Annotated in this window: 15 protein-coding genes and 1 tRNA gene; 11 read left to right on the top strand and 5 right to left on the bottom strand. The window is 58.5% G+C overall.

Translation table 11 applies throughout. The annotated features are described in order from the left end of the window. Window positions 1-2 precede the first annotated feature (2 nt). The 7 genes from F8O05_RS04690 (at window position 3) to pyk (ending at window position 6,365) form a co-directional block, all read left to right on the top strand. A complete protein-coding gene (locus tag F8O05_RS04690; RefSeq protein ID WP_158051593.1) occupies window positions 3-635 on the top strand; it encodes a Trp biosynthesis-associated membrane protein in 633 nt (210 codons plus the stop codon). 37 nt (window positions 636-672) lie between these two features. Further along, complete coding sequence (locus tag F8O05_RS04695) at window positions 673-906, top strand: HGxxPAAW family protein (RefSeq protein ID WP_158051594.1); 234 nt, start codon at window positions 673-675, stop codon at window positions 904-906. Between the two features lie 2 nt (window positions 907-908). Next, the gene (trpC, locus tag F8O05_RS04700; protein ID WP_158051595.1) at window positions 909-1,682 is read left to right on the top strand and encodes an indole-3-glycerol phosphate synthase TrpC; all 774 of its coding nucleotides are present in this window, start codon (window positions 909-911) and stop codon (window positions 1,680-1,682) included. Window position 1,683: 1 nt separating this feature from the next. Then, window positions 1,684-2,907, top strand: a complete 1,224-nt coding sequence (gene trpB / locus F8O05_RS04705) for a tryptophan synthase subunit beta (RefSeq protein ID WP_158051596.1) — start codon at window positions 1,684-1,686, stop codon at window positions 2,905-2,907. Then, a complete protein-coding gene (trpA, locus tag F8O05_RS04710) occupies window positions 2,904-3,698 on the top strand; it encodes a tryptophan synthase subunit alpha (RefSeq protein WP_158051597.1) in 795 nt (264 codons plus the stop codon). The genes trpB and trpA overlap by 4 nt, the downstream gene beginning before the upstream one ends. A gap of 3 nt (window positions 3,699-3,701) precedes the next feature. Further along, a complete protein-coding gene (gene lgt / locus F8O05_RS04715; RefSeq protein WP_158051598.1) occupies window positions 3,702-4,790 on the top strand; it encodes a prolipoprotein diacylglyceryl transferase in 1,089 nt (362 codons plus the stop codon). 114 nt (window positions 4,791-4,904) lie between these two features. After that, window positions 4,905-6,365 (top strand): pyruvate kinase, encoded by a 1,461-nt coding sequence (gene pyk, locus F8O05_RS04720; protein ID WP_225735734.1) that lies wholly within the window; start codon window positions 4,905-4,907, stop codon window positions 6,363-6,365. Window positions 6,366-6,447: 82 nt separating this feature from the next. Here pyk and F8O05_RS04725 read toward each other — a convergent pair whose 3' ends face one another. From F8O05_RS04725 to F8O05_RS04735, 3 genes are all read right to left on the bottom strand, one after another. Beyond that, window positions 6,448-7,494 (bottom strand): iron chelate uptake ABC transporter family permease subunit, encoded by a 1,047-nt coding sequence (locus F8O05_RS04725; RefSeq protein WP_158051600.1) that lies wholly within the window; start codon window positions 7,492-7,494, stop codon window positions 6,448-6,450. Beyond that, window positions 7,487-8,479, bottom strand: a complete 993-nt coding sequence (locus F8O05_RS04730) for an ABC transporter permease (RefSeq protein ID WP_158051601.1) — start codon at window positions 8,477-8,479, stop codon at window positions 7,487-7,489. Before F8O05_RS04730 ends, F8O05_RS04725 begins: the two co-directional genes overlap by 8 nt. A 92-nt stretch (window positions 8,480-8,571) precedes the next feature. Then, on the bottom strand, window positions 8,572-9,576 hold the full coding sequence (locus F8O05_RS04735) for a siderophore ABC transporter substrate-binding protein (RefSeq protein ID WP_158051602.1): 1,005 nt from the start codon (window positions 9,574-9,576) through the stop codon (window positions 8,572-8,574). A 235-nt stretch (window positions 9,577-9,811) separates the two neighbouring features. Between F8O05_RS04735 and F8O05_RS04740 the strand changes: the two genes are divergently transcribed. Further along, window positions 9,812-10,708 carry an iron ABC transporter ATP-binding protein gene (locus F8O05_RS04740; RefSeq protein ID WP_318655808.1) on the top strand — a complete coding sequence of 299 codons (897 nt, stop codon included), beginning with the start codon at window positions 9,812-9,814 and terminating at the stop codon, window positions 10,706-10,708. A 45-nt stretch (window positions 10,709-10,753) separates the two neighbouring features. Here the strand turns inward: F8O05_RS04740 and F8O05_RS04745 are convergent. Then, a tRNA-Leu gene (locus F8O05_RS04745) sits at window positions 10,754-10,839 on the bottom strand. 36 nt (window positions 10,840-10,875) lie between these two features. On the opposite strand from F8O05_RS04745, the gene F8O05_RS04750 reads away from it, so the two are divergent. Next, window positions 10,876-11,502, top strand: a complete 627-nt coding sequence (locus tag F8O05_RS04750; protein WP_158051604.1) for an ANTAR domain-containing response regulator — start codon at window positions 10,876-10,878, stop codon at window positions 11,500-11,502. 12 nt (window positions 11,503-11,514) lie between these two features. On the opposite strand, the gene F8O05_RS04755 is transcribed toward F8O05_RS04750, so the two are convergent. Next, window positions 11,515-11,862: a PaaI family thioesterase gene (locus F8O05_RS04755; RefSeq protein ID WP_225735757.1), complete on the bottom strand. Its 348-nt coding sequence runs from the start codon at window positions 11,860-11,862 to the stop codon at window positions 11,515-11,517. Window positions 11,863-12,068: 206 nt separating this feature from the next. On the opposite strand from F8O05_RS04755, the gene polA reads away from it, so the two are divergent. Together polA and exaC are read left to right on the top strand one after the other, a co-directional pair. Beyond that, window positions 12,069-14,705: a DNA polymerase I gene (gene polA, locus F8O05_RS04760; protein WP_158051756.1), complete on the top strand. Its 2,637-nt coding sequence runs from the start codon at window positions 12,069-12,071 to the stop codon at window positions 14,703-14,705. A gap of 243 nt (window positions 14,706-14,948) precedes the next feature. Continuing rightward, window positions 14,949-16,475 (top strand): acetaldehyde dehydrogenase ExaC, encoded by a 1,527-nt coding sequence (gene exaC / locus F8O05_RS04765; protein WP_158051606.1) that lies wholly within the window; start codon window positions 14,949-14,951, stop codon window positions 16,473-16,475. The last annotated feature ends 7 nt before the right edge of the window (window positions 16,476-16,482 follow it).

Here is a 16,482-nt window from a genome sequence, read left to right on the forward strand (position 1 = left end):
CCGTGAGTCCAAAGCGTCTCAAACAGCTTGCCATTCTTGCGATTCTGCTTGCCGCTGGGCTCGCGATGCTGACGCTCACGCAACCCTGGGCCGCACTCGGGCTTCACACCCAAGAGTTTGAACGCGACTTCACCCACTCGGGTGGGGATGCCGGTACCGCGATCATGGGGTTCGGTATAGCGGCCCTCGCGGCGGCGGGTGCACTGGCGATTGCAGGGAGGTTCTTCCGCTATGTGATCGGCACCCTGACGTTCGTGCTCGGTGTGGGGATAACGGTTGCGGCAAGCATTGGTATCGGCGATCCGGCAGCTGGATTCGGTGCTGAAGTGCGTCAGTTCAGCGGGATTACGGATGATGCCGGAGTCCGGGAGATTATCGCGCAGGGTGCGATTAGCACGAGCGCTTGGCCGCTGGTCGCACTGATCGCAGGAATTCTGCTCTCACTTGCTGCGGTCTGGACAATTATCACCGCGCATCGATGGCCGCAAGGCAGCCGGAAGTTCAACCGGACTCGCTTCGAGTCCGTGTCCGAACATCCCGAAATCGAAGAAAACGATCGCATCTCTCAGTGGGACGCGCTCTCCGCGGGCGACGACCCGACTGATAGCGACAACGAGAACACAATCCGCCGGTAGACTAGAGCGGTACATTCGTCGAATAAGGAGTCATGACATGTCAGACAAGCAGGTTGCTCTGTCGCGTTACCACGTCGAGGATGAGGGCAACTCCGTTGCCGGTTGGATCGGTGTGACGATCATGATCCTCGGTACCATCGTCGGCACCGTTGGTATGTTCATCGAAATGGACGTCGTGACCTACGTGGGTGTCGGGCTTGTCGCACTCGGAGCCATCGCCTGGCCAATTCTTAAGGCGGCCGGTCTCGGTCCGAAGGGTCACGGTCACTAGGGATGCTCGACGACCTTCTTAAGGGGTCGCTGGAGGATGCTGCGCGTCGTCGCGCTGAGGTGCCGACCGCTGAGGTTGAGCGGCAGGCACTGTCACAAGCGCCAGCGTTGGACGCTGTTGCAGCATTGTCTCGCGGCGAGCAAATTCACATCATCGCGGAGGTGAAGCGCGCGAGCCCTTCGCGCGGTCGCCTTGCGAACATCCCCGATCCCGCTGCCCTCGCGAAGCTCTATGAGCGCGGTGGAGCCGCGGCGATCAGCGTGCTTACGGAAGAGCGAAAGTTCCTCGGCTCCCTGGATGACTTGCGTGCAGTGCGCAATAGCGTCTCGATTCCGGTGCTCCGCAAGGAATTTATCGGTGAGGAATACCAGATCCTCGAGGCACGTGCTGCCGGTGCAGACATGATCCTGCTCATCGTGGCGAGCCTGGAGCAACCGCTCCTGGAGCGATTGAAGGGCTTCGCGGAAGAGCTCGGGATGACGGCCCTCATCGAGGCGCACACTCGCGAGGAATTCCAGCGGGGGCTTGACGCCGGTGCAAAGGTCCTCGGTGTGAATGCCCGGGATCTGAAGACCTTTGAAATGCATCCTGAACTGTTTAGTGAACTTGCGCCGGAATACCCAGCGGGTGTGGTAAAGGTTGCTGAATCTGCCGTCCTCAAGCCCGAACACGTGCGTCGCTACCGGGATGCCGGGGCGGACGCGGTTCTGGTTGGCGAGGCATTGGTAACTGGTAACGACCCCGAAGCAACGATCAAAGAATTTTTACAGGCATAACGTGACCCATTTACGCAACGCACAGGGCCCTTACTTTGGGGAATTCGGGGGACGATTCGTTCCCGAGAGCCTCATTGCCGCACTCGATGAACTCGACACCGAGTGGGAAGCCGCGAAAAAGGACCCTGCATTCATCGCGGAACTTGATGACCTGCTCAAGAACTACGCCGGTCGTCCTTCGCTACTGACCGAAGCACCGAGGTTCTCGCAATACGCGGGTGGCGCGAAGATCTATCTGAAGCGCGAGGACTTGAACCACACCGGTTCGCACAAGATCAATAATGTGCTTGGTCAGGCGCTGCTCACTAAGCGGCTGGGCAAAAGCCGCGTGATCGCCGAAACGGGTGCGGGGCAGCACGGTGTCGCCACCGCGACGGCTGCCGCCATGTTCGGTCTTGAGTGCACCATCTATATGGGTGCGGTTGACATCGAGCGGCAGGCATTGAACGTGGCCCGGATGCGACTGCTCGGTGCCGAGGTGATTTCGGTTGCCGCGGGCTCCCGCACGCTCAAGGACGCCATTAACGAAGCATTCCGTGACTGGGTCGCCAACGTGAGCGAAACGAACTACATCTTCGGGACCGCCGCGGGCCCGCATCCGTTCCCTGGGATGGTGCGCGACTTGCAGCAGGTGATCGGTGAGGAATCCCGGGAACAAATCTTCGAGCAGACCGGCAAACTGCCGGATGCGGTGGTTGCCTGTGTCGGCGGTGGGTCGAACGCGATCGGTATGTTCGAAGCCTTTCTCGACGACGAGTCCGTTGCGCTCTACGGAATTGAAGCCTATGGCGAAGGCCTACAGACCGATAAGCACGCGGCGACAATGAACCGCGGGCGTCTCGGTGTACTCCACGGTGCCAAGACGAAACTGCTTCAGGATGCCGATGGCCAGACCATCGAATCGCACTCGATTTCGGCCGGACTGGACTACTCGGGCATCGGCCCGGCGCATTCATGGCTGCAGTCGATTGGTCGAGTCGAATACCGCGGTGCGACGGACGCTGAAACGATGACAGCGATGCGACTTCTTTCGCAGTCGGAAGGCATTATCCCGGCGATCGAATCCGCTCATGCGCTTGCCGGAGCAATTGAACTCGGCCGCGAGCTCGGCCCCGATGCGACGATCATCGTGTCGCTTTCTGGTCGCGGTGACAAGGACATGGAGACTGCGATGAACTATTTCAAGCTCGGAGACGCCTCGCGCGTCGTAGGCGGTGAACTGTGACGAACTCCGCTTCGCAGGTCGAGAGCACACTCGACCGAATTCGTAGCGAGCGCCGCGGCGCGTTGATCGGCTACTTGCCGGTTGGCTTCCCGGATCTCGACACTTCTGTTGAAGCTGCCATCACGCTGGCTCGCAATGGGGTCGACATCATCGAGTTCGGTGTGCCGTATTCCGACCCGGTTATGGATGGGCCAGTTATTCAGGCTGCCTGTCAGCAGGCCCTATCGGCAGGTTTCCACACCGCACAGATCTTCGACGCAGTTCGCCGGGTTCGCGCGGAAGTCGATGTTCCGATCTTGATTATGGGGTACTACAACCTCATTCTGCAGCACGGTGTCGAGCAGTTTGCCGCTGATCTCGCGGCCGCTGGGGGAGCAGGGTGTATTACTCCCGATCTCATCCCCGATGAAGCTGGGGAATGGATCGCGGCTGCCGAAAAGCACAATCTCGACCGGGTGTTCCTCGCTGCGCCAACTTCCAGTGATGAACGACTCGAGTCGATTATCAAGTCGTCACGCGGTTTTGTGTACACGGTATCGACCATGGGTGTTACCGGTGCCCGGCGAGACCTCGACCGTGCAGCGCGCGTACTTACCGACCGACTCCACAATCTGGGGTGCGAGCACGCCTGCGTGGGGATTGGCATTTCCACAGGCGAGCAGGTCGCCGCGGTGTTGGAATACGCAGAAGGTGCGATCGTGGGTTCGGCGCTGGTTCGAGCACTTGCCGAAGGTGGCCTCGAATCACTCGCAGAAGTAACCCGTTCACTCGCAGAAGGAACCAGGAACTAAGTCGTGACTCTCGCCCCCGCGTCCATCCCGTCGCCACCGATCGAATGGTCTTCATTTACCGTCGGACCGTTTACGTTCCACGTATACGCGCTCATCATCGTGGTGGGCATGATCGTCGCGATGTTCTGGACCAATCGACGGATGGTGGCGCGGGGTGCCGAGCCCTGGGTGTTGATTGACATTGCAATCCCCGCAGTAATTCTCGGACTCTTGGGTGCCCGGCTCTACCACGTCGCCACGCACCCGGCGGATTACTTCTACGAGGGCGCCGAATGGTGGCGAGTATTCGCGATCTGGGAGGGCGGGAACGCCATCATCGGTGCCCTGATCGGCGGTGCCATCGGCGCGTATATTGCGTGTCGGATCAAAGGTATTCGATTCCTGAGTTTCGCTGATGCTTTGGTTCCCGGACTCCTGCTCGCCCAGGCCATTGGTCGGTTGGGCAACTGGTTCAATCAAGAACTCTTTGGCTGGCCCACCGATCTGCCATGGGGTCTCGAGGTTCTGTCGACTAATAGCGCAATTCCAGAAGGCCTTCCGGCAGGTACGCTGTTCCACCCAACCTTCCTCTACGAACTGCTCTGGAACCTCATTGGCGTTGCAGTCATCCTGCTACTGGAACGGGTGTTCCGACTTCGTTGGGGCAAGGCCCTGGCTGTCTACCTGATCTGGTACGGCCTTGGTCGAATGGTCATCGAGTCGATTCGCCTCGACTATTCCGAAGTCATTTTCGGGATGCGTTCGAATGTGTTTGGCGCGCTGCTGATGGTGATCCTCGGCGTCGTTGTGTTTGCAGTGCAAACTCGGAAACACAAGGATCCAGAGACTTCCGTATACGTAGACGGGCATATTTGGACGGAAGAGGAGCCTGACGTGGCATCCAAGGAAGCTGCCGCGGATGAAGCTTCCAATGCTGCAGAGTCGGACTCTGAAAAGGATGCTGCAGAGCCGGATTCCGAAGAATCTGAAGCCGACGAGTCTGATGCCGAGAAGGCTGACACTGATGACTCGGACGCCGACGACCCTGATGTCGAAGATTCGGATGCTGAAGACTCTGATGCGGAAGAGTCATCCGCTCAATCAAAAAACTAGTCTCGTCTAGCTTCCGGTAACCCGCAATCGGCAGAATACCGTTGTGGGTCAGGAATGGACCCGAGGACCGCAGGTCTCGTCGAACGAGGACTTGCAGAGAACGGAGAACTGAACTTGTCGCGACGCGCAAAAATTGTGGCCACACTTGGCCCAGCAGTCTCGAGCCTCGAAGGCATTCGCGGAATTATTCAAGCGGGGGTAAACGTCACCCGCTTCAATATGAGCCACGGTGACCACGAGGTGCACTCGTCTAACTACCAACTCGTTCGCCAGGTCTCCGAAGATCTCGGCCTGCCAGTTGCGGTGCTCTGCGATCTGCAGGGACCAAAAATCCGGCTGGGCCGATTTGAAGACGGCCCGTATGAACTTGCCGAGGGTGATATTTTCAAGATCACCACCGAGGACATCATTGGTAACCGGGAGATCGTCGGTACCACGTTCAAAGGCCTGCCTGCGGATGTCCGCCCGGGCGACCCGTTGCTGGTGGACGACGGGCGCGTCGCGCTTCGTGCCATTGAGGTGACCGATAACACGGTCACGACGCGCGTTGAAGTCGGCGGCCCGGTGTCGAATAATAAGGGCATCAACCTTCCCGGAGTGGCAGTGAACGTGCCGGCGCTCAGTGAGAAGGACGAAGAGGATTTGCGCTGGGCGATTCGCATTGGCGCCGACAGCATCGCGCTGTCCTTTGTGCGGAATGCGGAAGACATCCACCGGGTCCACCAGATCATGGACGAAGAGGGTGTGCGCCTACCGGTAATCGCAAAGATTGAGAAGCCGCAGGCGGTGGACAATCTGGCGGAAATCGTTGATGCTTTTGATGGCATTATGGTGGCTCGTGGCGACCTTGGCGTGGAGCTGCCGCTTGAGGCGGTGCCGATCGTGCAGAAGCGTGCCATTGAGCTCGCGCGTCGACGGGCAAAGCCGGTGATCGTGGCGACCCAGATGTTGGAATCGATGATCTCGAACCCGCGACCCACTCGAGCGGAAGCGTCTGACTGCGCTAACGCGGTTCTTGACGGCGCGGACGCAGTGATGCTGTCCGGCGAGACGAGCGTTGGTCAGTACCCGATCGTGACCGTGGAAACCATGGCGCGCATCGTTGAAGCGACCGAAGAACACGGACTGGAGCGGATTCCACCGCTCGGTACGAAGCCTTTCACTCAGGGCGGCGTGATTACGCTGGCTGCCACCGAGGTCGGAGACTTTCTCGGTGCGAAGTACTTCTGCGTCTTCACCGAGTCCGGTGACTCAGTGCGGCGAATGTCACGCCTGCGCCCGAAGATTCCGATGCTCGGTTTTACCCCGCGCGAGTCAATCCGTCGTCGGATGAACCTGTATTGGGGAGTCCGGTCTATTCTCGTGGAGCGAGTAACGCACACCGATGAAATGTTCTTGCAGGTCGATGAGTATCTGCTTTCCACCGGTCGCGCCAAGCGCGGCGACAAGGTCGTGATTGTGGCCGGGACGCCACCAGGGGTTCCGGGCTCCACGAACGACCTTCGTGTGCACCGTGTGGGCGATGCTGTGGATGCGCTGGCACCGGCCTACGAGGGACGACACATGCGCAAGTAACCATCACCGTCGCAATACAATTCTGGCCCGAACAGCATTCGCTGTTCGGGCCAGAATTGTATTGCAGGGCGCGAGCCGGGTACTAGAGACGACCTCGTTTGAGGATCACCGCGAGGAATACCGAACCGCCAACCAACTCGATAATGATCGATACCACGCCCTGGGCGTAGAAGATGTGGTTCATGATGAAGTAGGCGCCAGTAAGTACGAGCAAACCGATGCCGACTGCCATTGGGAGCACATACCGGTGGTCGTAGGTGTTCGAGAACTGATAAGCGAGTGTCGCAGTCAGGAAGCCAAGGAAGGTAATCGGGCCGACGAGTGCTGTCGAAGTAGCCATGAGTATGGTGATCAGTACCAGGTTCGCCATCACCTGACGCTTGTGATTCAAGCCCAACCCAACGGAAATGTCATGCCCGAGCGCGAGGATATTGAGGCGTCGCGAGTTCAGGTAGAGGAGGCCTCCCGCGACCACTACGAGCGGGATTGCGATTGGGAAATAGTCCGGATCGGCATTGTTTACCGAACCGAATAGGCGTGCGGTGAGCAGATCAAATTCACTCGGCGTGAGTAGGCGCTGCATGAAGGTTGAGAGTGAACCGAGCCCACCACCAATAATGATGCCGACAAGCAGCATGATCTGCATATTCCCGAACCGCCCCGAAAGCAGCCATCCGTAGAGGATGCTCGCCAGCAAGATCATGAGCACCATCAGCAGCAGGAAGCGGGGGATGCCATCAAACGCGAGGAGACCCGCGGCACCGAAAAGGTAGATGACTCCGGTATTGATCGCGGTGTAGAGCGACTCAAACCCGAGGAGCGAGGGCGTGATGATGCGGTTATTGGTGATTGTCTGGAACGCGACCGTCGCGAGGGCGTGGCAGCAGGCCACGATGATCATGGTGATGACGCTGTTGAACCGGCGTTCGGCGATGAGCCAAAATTCACGTGTACCCACTGGCATTGGGTTGTTCCACGCAAGCAGCAAGAACGCGAAGGCGAGTGCCACTCCGTAGATGATGAGCAGCGTGATCCAATAGCGGCGCTTTGCTTTGGCGTCCTTGAACGGCCCCAGTACTGGGGATTCTCGGATGGGATCGGTTGTGGTGAGTGTTGTAGTGCTAGCCATAACGGCGCTGCCTAAGGAGCAAGAAGACGAATACCGCGGCTCCGACGACGCCAAGAATCAGCGACACCGGAATCTCAAACGGCATGATGATGACGCGGCCGATGATGTCGCAGATCGTTACGATGGCGATGCCGAGGAGGCAAACCCAGGGCAAGTTGCTGCGCAGGTTGTCGCCGCGGAACATGGACACGATATTCGGCACGATGAGGCCAAGGAAAGGAAGGTTTCCGACGATCACGGTGACGACGCCGGTTGCGATGGCAACGAGGCCGGTGCCGATAAGGATAATGCGGTTGTAGTTGATTCCCACGTTGGTGGCAACGTCCTCGCCGAGTCCGGCCACGGTGAGGCGGTCGGCCAGGATGAAGACCGCGAGCACGACGAGGGCCACGATCCAGAGCGCCTCGTACTGGCCTCGGAGTACCGAGGTGAAGCTGCCCGCGAACCAGATGCCCAAGTTTTGTAGGAGCTCAGTTTGCAGCGCGATGAAGGTCGATACGGAACTCACGACAGCACCGAGCATGATGCCGACGATTGGCACAATGAGCGAGGAACGAAGGGAAACCCGTCGAAGGAACGCGAAGAAGATCATCGTGCCGACGAACGCGAAGATGATTGCGCCGAGCGTGCGTGCCAGCAATGTAGGTTGCGGCATCACGATCATTACCAAGAGCAATCCCAATCCGGCCCATTCGGTGGTGCCGGTGGTGGTGGGTTCGACAAACTTATTTTGCGTGAGTAGCTGCATTACTAGGCCACACATCGCCATTGCGGCGCCCGATAGGACGAGCCCAAGGGTACGGGGGATGCGCGTGATCGCAAACATTTCAGCACCGTCGTCTTTGCCCACAACGTCATAGACGCCGACAAAGAGTGACAGCACTAGCAATCCGAAGACCGCGAGCACAGCGAGCGGGAGCTTCCAGTCGAGTAACTGCAGCGAACGAGCTTCTCGACTGGGTTGTTTTGTTTTGACTGAGGTCATAACACCGTTGCAATAGTGGGTGGGACACACTGAGTGGTGGGTGCCAAAATAAAGTTTGGCACCCACCACTCAGTGATTTTGTGTCGGAGCGATTAGTTTGCGCCCTCGAATGCGTCGGCCATGCCGTTGTAGATCTCGGTGTACGTCTGGATCGACTCGTTGGTGTACGTGTCGGCGGGAACGTAGTAGATGTTGCCTTCCTGAACGGCGGTCACGTTCTGGAGGGCCTCAGCGCCCGCGATGATCTCTTCGGCGGGCTGGTAGCCCTCTTCCTCTGAGGAGCTGGTACCGGCGTCACGGTCCATGACGAGGATCCAGTCGGGGTTGGAGTCGGCGATCGCCTCTACCGAGATGTCATCACCCTGGTGGTCGGTCGATGCGTCATCAACTTCGAGTGAGGGAGTGAAGTTAAAGATGTTGTAGAGAGGCCCGAAGGTGCGTCCTTCACCCGGTGCCGAGTATCCGATTTCGCCACCCGAAACGATGACGGACATTACGGTCTGCTCAGGGTTGTACGCGGCGGTGACGCGGTCACGTGCGGTCTGGAAATCGGTAACCAGCTGCTCAGCTTCGGTCTGCTTGCCGAAGAGCTCGCCGAGGGCGAGCGTCTGGCGCTCAAGCTCAGCGCCGAAGTCTTCGCCGTCGCGCGGGTCAAGGTTGATGATGACTGCGTCCGGCACGAGCTTTGCGATCTCCTCGTCGTACTGCGAGAAGCGCTGTCCGCTGATGATTACGTCTGGCTGTGCGGCAACGATGAGCTCGAGGTTCGGCTCGCGGTGGTTACCGATGTTGACGATGCTTTCGTCCGACGCGTAGGGGATGGTTTCCGGCATGAGGTCGACCGGAGCGGCCGCGAGCTCAATGCCCCAGTCGCTGAGGGTTTCAAAGGTGCGGTTGTCCAAGGCGACAACGGTCTCAACTGGAGTCTGGATTTCGTGTGTGCCGGTGTTGTCCTCAATAGTGACGGTGCCAGCAGCGGCAGCAGCTTCGGTCGAGGCTGCATCGGTTGGGGCCGTGTCACCGGAGGTCGCGCATCCTGCGAGGGCGAATGCGGAAATTGCGGCAATTGCGAGAAGCCGGAACTTGGGAGACTTCATGACGCCTTTCTTGGTTGGTGGAGGGGACACAGTTGTGGCCCCCGGATTCGTTAAGGGTATCCTTACCTTAGAGCATTCTTGGAATTCTTTATACTTTCGAGTGTCAGACTCGACGGATTTGACTGGACTTCGGGGTTTCCGTCGCGGACTCGCAAGTGGTCGTTGCTCGATTAGGTGTTTTGCTGGCAAAAGTAGCCAGGTTTTGGAGGCAAATTTCGTGATCACAGTTCAATCAGTGGCGAAACGCTACGGCGACACGGTCGTGGTGGATGACGTGTCACTGACTATCCCCGCTGGCGGTATCACGTCAATTATTGGGCCGAACGGTGCGGGTAAATCAACCTTGCTCTCGCTCGTGAGTCGTCTGGAACCGATGAGCGCTGGCGTCGTGACGGTGGACGGTCTGGACGTTTCGACGACAAAATCGCCTGTGCTTGCGAAGCGAATGGCGATCTTGCGCCAGGAAAACCACCTCACGGTGCGATTGTCGGTCAGAGATCTCGTGGCGTTCGGCCGTTTCCCGCACAGTCAGGGCAGGCTAACCAAAACGGACGTGGAGCATGTAGACAAGGCTCTCGACTACATGGGGCTTACGGACCTGCAAGATCGCTATATCGATCAACTCTCGGGTGGCCAGCGGCAGCGCGCCTATGTTGCGATGGTGATCTGTCAGGACACCGACTACGTGTTGCTTGACGAGCCACTGAACAACCTTGATATGAAGCATTCGGTGCACATGATGCAGCACCTGCGTCGAATTGCGAACGAACTCGGGAAGACCATTGTCTTCGTCGTGCACGACATCAACTTCGCATCCGTCTACTCGGATCACATGATCGCCATGCGTGACGGGCGTGTCATCGTGCAGGGGAGCCCCCGAGACGTGATGGATCCGCGCAAGCTCGCGGAGATCTATGACCTCTACATTCCGATTCAAGAAGTTGAGGGTGAGCGGGTGGGAATTTACTACTGGTCGCCAGCGCTCCCCACGGCTGTGCCGCTCCCCGACACCTATTCAACCGAGGTGCAGGTGCACCAAGAACCGCAGCCCAAAGCTCCAGCTGCCCCCGAAGCCGCGGCCGAACCGGTGAAAGTTATCGAGCCAGCAACTTCGGACGCCTCCGAGAACTAGAGAAAAGTGAGCGCCCCGCTGAGAGTTCAGCGGGGCGCTTTGCAATGGTGCCGGCTGTGGGACTCGAACCCACACGCCCTCACGGACAACGCATTTTGAGTGCGTCGCGTCTACCATTCCGCCAAGCCGGCCAACATATGAAGATTACAGTACAGTAATCTTCTATCGTGACTGAAAACGAATCATCTACTGCACCCCGTAGGGTCGTCGTTGCTGAAGACGAATCCCTCATCCGCATCGACATTGTCGAGACACTCCGTGACAACGGATTCGAAGTTGTCGGCGAGGCCGGCGACGGCGAGACTGCTGTCGCCTTGGCTCGAGAACTGCGGCCGGACCTCGTGGTGATGGACGTCAAGATGCCGAAGCTTGACGGCATCTCCGCTGCCGCGCAGCTCACCGAGGAGAACATTGCTCCGGTCGTGCTGCTTACTGCCTTTAGTCAGAAGGAGCTCGTGGAGCGAGCGACGGAGGCCGGTGCGCTTGCCTACGTCGTGAAGCCGTTCACGCAGAATGATCTCCTGCCGGCGATCGAGATCGCGCTCGCTCGTCACCAGCAGATCATCGCCCTCGAAAATGAAGTTGCCGACCTGAGCCAGCGGTTCGAGACGCGGAAGTTGGTGGACCGGGCCAAGGGTCTTTTGACTGACAAGATGGGGCTGAGCGAGCCGGAGGCTTTCCGGTGGATTCAGAAAGCATCGATGAACCGTCGTCTTACCATGCACGAGGTGGCCCAGGCAGTTATTGACCAGCTGGCTCCTCCCAAGAAGAAGCCAGCCAAGTCGGAAGACTAAGTTGATTCGTTGCTAACGACGGGTGCGGATCATATTGGTGATCCGCACCGTCGAGCATCGACGTCCGGCCTCATTGGTGATCACGATTTCGTGTACTGTGAGGCTCCCGCCGAGGTGAATTGCTCGGCATTCGGCCGTTACCCAGCCGCTTGTGGCTGACGCCGTGTGGGTCGCGTTGATATCGATCCCCACGGCATAGTTGTTTTCCCCCGCGTGAATTGCGGCTGATACGGAGCCGAGGCTTTCGCCAAGTACGCAATAGGCACCGCCGTGGAGCAGCCCGTACGGCTGTTCATTGTCGGCGACCGGCATCACGGCGACGGACCGTTCAGCCGACACCTCAACAAAGAGAATGCCCATCTTCGCACCGAGATTTCCGGGACCGATGCCGTGGGTGATGGTTTCTTGGTCTGGAATGCTCAGGCCGTTGACCTCAGTTGGGATGGACGTCTTCGTCAATTTCTTCCTCCGAGTTGAATCGCGGGCGTGTTGAGTGGCTTCACGCATCGATGAGTCACCCGGCGTAGGCTGTCGGGGTGACTGAGAATCAGCCAAAGCCTACCCTCATGGTCATTGATGGCCACTCGCTTGCGTTTCGAGCTTTTTTCGCACTGCCCACGGACAGTTTCGTGAACTCAGAAGGTCAGCACACGAATGCGATCCACGGATTCATTTCCATGCTGCTGAGCCTGCTGCGTGACCACAATCCCAGCCACATCGCGGTGGCGTTTGATGCGGGATCGAAGTCCTTCCGAAATCGGGAGTTCGAAGACTACAAGGGTGGGCGTGACGAGACGCCTCCCGAATTTAAGGGTCAGATCGAACTCCTGCAGGAATCCCTCTCGGCGATGGGCATTACCTGGATGCAGAAGGACGACTTCGAGGCCGACGACATTCTTGCCACCCTCGCTTCGCAGGGCGAACACGCTGGTTACGATGTGCTGGTGGTTTCGGGGGACCGGGATGCGATTCAGCTCGTGAACGAAGAGACCACGCTCCTCTATCCTTCGGTGCAAGGCGTATCAAAGCTCACTCGCTACACGCCCGAAGCGGTCTTTGAGAAATACGGTGTTTACCCACAGCAGTATCCAGAACTTGCGGCAATGGTGGGAGAAAAAGCCGATAACCTGCCCGGCATCCCGAAAGTCGGTCCGAAGACCGCCGCGAAGTGGATCGCCCAGTTCGGTTCCCTCGATGAGATCTTGGCGCGGCAAGACGAGCTCACCGGCAAGGTGGGAGAGTCCTTCCGTGAACACCGCGAGAATGCGGTCCGCAATCGCAAGCTCAACCGGTTGCTCACGGATGTGGAACTCCCACACGGCCCGAACGACCTCACGATTCGACCGATCGACGTGGATGCCGTTCGGGATATCTTCACCCGCCTGCAGTTCCGCACGCTGCAAGATCGTGTGCTGAAGCTCGCCACCGAGCGCGATGGTGCGGTTGTCACTGCGGATACCTCGAGCGTGCTCGATGAAGTGACGTTGCTGGATGCGCTCGAGGGGGATGCACTGGCGGCCTGGCTCGAACAGGCTGAAAAGTCTGCACCAGAGGGTCTCGGCATCACGATTGATTTCGTGGACGGCCAGTTCACGGAAGCCGGTATCGCGAGTGCCACGGAAGCGGCGCGCATCGTTGCCGGGGCGGACAATACTGCGTTCTTCGATTGGCTAAAGTCGGATGCGCCGAAGCTCACGTTCGAGGGGAAGGACCTTTATAAGCAGGCGCTGACCGCGGGGATCGACATCGGTGGCGCCATCATCGATGGCAAGGTTGCTGCGTTCTTGGTGAATCCCACCGGGGTCCCCAAGCGGCTTGCGGAACTCGTGCAGCAGTACCTGGGGGAGACGCTGCCAGAAACCGACCCGAACCAGCTCATTTCGCTCGAGGAAGAAGCAACTAACTTCACCGCATCCGATGCCTGGTTCACCAAGCGAGCAACCCAAGCCGCGATCGACCGACTCCCCGAGGTTACCAAGCCCGTATTCTTCGATATTGAGTCGCCACTGGTGACGATTCTCGGTGACATGGAACACACGGGAATTGCGATCGATAGCGAACTGCTGAGCGAACTCTCCGCCGCACAGGGAGAGCAAATCGCGAAATACGAGGCAGAAGCGTTTTCGGCTGTTGGCGGGGAACGGTTCAACCTTGGTTCGCCGAAGCAACTCCAAACGGTGCTGTTTGAGCAGTTGAACATGCCGAAGACTCGTCGCACGAAGACTGGCTACTCCACTGATGCACAGGCCTTGGAAGAACTCGAGCAGAAAAACCCACACCCCTTCCTCGGTGCTCTGCGGCATCACCGTGATGCCACGAAGCTCAAGCAGATTATGGACTCGCTGATCAAAGCGGTGGCCGATGACGGGCGCATCCACACCACATATCAGCAGACCGCAGCAGCCACCGGACGACTGGCCTCCACCGATCCGAACCTGCAGAACATTCCGATTCGTTCGCTCGAAGGGCAGCGTATCCGCGAGGCCTTCGTTACGAGTGGTGACTACGTCGAGCTGCTGACCGCTGACTATTCGCAGATTGAAATGCGCATCATGGCGCATCTCTCCGGCGATGAGTCGCTTATCGACGCGTTTAATCGACATGAGGACACGCACCGCTACGTCGGTTCGCAGGTGTTCGGGGTCGCTCCGGACGCGGTCACTCCGGAAATGCGCACCAAGGTGAAGGCAATGTCGTATGGATTGGTATACGGCCTGTCTGCCTTTGGCCTCTCGAAACAGCTGGGCATCTCGCAGGGCGAGGCCAAAGATTTGATGACCGAGTACTTCGGTCGATTTGGCAAGGTGCGTGACTACCTGCGCGATTCCGTTGCCAAGGCTAAGGAAGACGGCTACACGGAAACAATTTTCGGTCGTCGCCGCCCCTTCCCGGACCTCAACTCGAATAACCGAGTGGCGAGGCAGAACGCCGAACGTGCCGCGCTCAACGCGCCCATCCAAGGGTCAGCTGCCGACATCATCAAGCTTGCGATGATCAAAGTCGACGAACGGATGCGTGCGGAGGGCTTGCGCTCTCGGATGCTCCTGCAGGTCCACGACGAACTCGTGTTTGAAGTTGTCGACGGTGAATTCGATGCGCTCGAGCAGCTTGTGCGAGACGCCATGGCGAATGCTGCAGAACTCTCGGTACCGCTTGATGTCTCAGTGGGCCGAGGTAAGAACTGGCAGACTGCCGGACATTAGTAGGGCCGGGTAGTAGGCGAACTACGGCCTGTTGGATACGGAAGGGCACTGCCAGGTTGATGGCAGTGCCCTTCCGTATGCGCGCTGCAGGGAACAGTGATGGCCGAGGCGGGACTGAGATCGCAGGAAATTTGCAAGCTCGATGACGTTGAATGTGGCTACGCGATTGTTCGCGTGACCGCTTCGCTGGCTCAGAACTACGAGCCCAGGCGGTAGCCAAGACAACGAAGTCAAGGGAGCACAATGACTGTGTACGCCAACCCCGGTACCGAAGGTGCCGTCATGAACTATCGCAGCCGCTACGACCACTACATTGGTGGCGAGTGGGTTGCGCCGGTTAAGGGCCAGTATTTCGAAAATGTGACGCCGATCACCGGCCAGGTCTTTTGTGAGGTGGGCCGCGGTACGGCCGAGGATATTGAGGTCGCACTCGACGCGGCCCACGCTGCGAAGGATGCGTGGGGGAAGACTTCGGTCGCTGAGCGCTCCGTGATTCTCAATCGGATCGCTGACCGGATCGAGGAAAATCTCGAAAAAATTGCGGTCGCTGAGACTTGGGATAACGGAAAGGCTGTCCGCGAAACACTTGCAGCTGACATTCCGCTCGCGGTCGACCATTTTCGCTACTTTGCCGGTGTGATTCGTGCCCAAGAGGGCACGCTCTCACAACTGGACGACAATACGACCGCATATCACTTCCACGAGCCCCTGGGTGTGGTTGGGCAGATCATTCCCTGGAACTTTCCGATATTGATGGCGACCTGGAAGCTGGCGCCGGCGCTGGCTGCAGGAAACTGCGTTGTGCTCAAGCCTGCCGAGCAGACGCCCGCGTCGATTCTGTACCTCTTTGAACTGATCGGCGATTTGCTGCCACCGGGGGTGGTCAATATCGTGAACGGCTTCGGCGTCGAATGCGGCAAACCGTTGGCATCGAACCCTCGTATCGCGAAAGTCGCGTTTACAGGTGAGACCACTACCGGCAGACTCATCATGCAGTATGCCTCGCAGAACATCATTCCGGTCACCCTTGAACTCGGCGGCAAATCACCGAATCTCTTCTTTGAGGACGTCATGCAGCACGATGACGCCTATTGGAATAAGACCCAAGAGGGCTTCGCGATGTTTGCGCTCAACCAGGGTGAGGTCTGCACCTGTCCTTCTCGCGCGCTCATTCAGGAATCGATTTATGACGACTTCCTTGATGCGGTCACCGAGCGCACCAAGCGAGTGACGCAGGGCAATCCGCTAGACACCGACACCATGATTGGTGCGCAAGCTTCGAACGATCAGCTCGAGAAAATTCTCAGCTATATCGATATCGGTAAGCAGGAGGGCGCGAAGGTGCGCCTGGGTGGCAGTCGAGCGGAGCTCGGTGGCGAACTGGAAGGTGGCTACTACGTTAACCCCACGATTTTTGAGGGGCAGAATAAGATGCGCATCTTCCAGGAGGAGATTTTCGGACCGGTGGTCTCGGTTGCCAAGTTCACCGACTTTGATGACGCCATCAGCCAGGCCAACGACACACTCTATGGTCTCGGTGCCGGTGTCTGGTCGCGACTACAGAATACCGCCTACCGTGCGGGTCGAGCCATTCAAGCGGGCCGTGTGTGGGTAAACCAATACCACGTATATCCGGCCCACTCCGCGTTTGGCGGGTACAAATCATCGGGTATCGGACGTGAAAACCACCTCATGATGCTCGAGCACTATCAGCAGACCAAGAACCTGCTGGTGAGCTACGACGAGAACCCTGCCGGGTTCTATCTGTAGCAAACGC

It is taken from the genome of Gulosibacter chungangensis (assembly GCF_008831155.1).
Taxonomy (GTDB): domain Bacteria; phylum Actinomycetota; class Actinomycetes; order Actinomycetales; family Microbacteriaceae; genus Gulosibacter; species Gulosibacter chungangensis.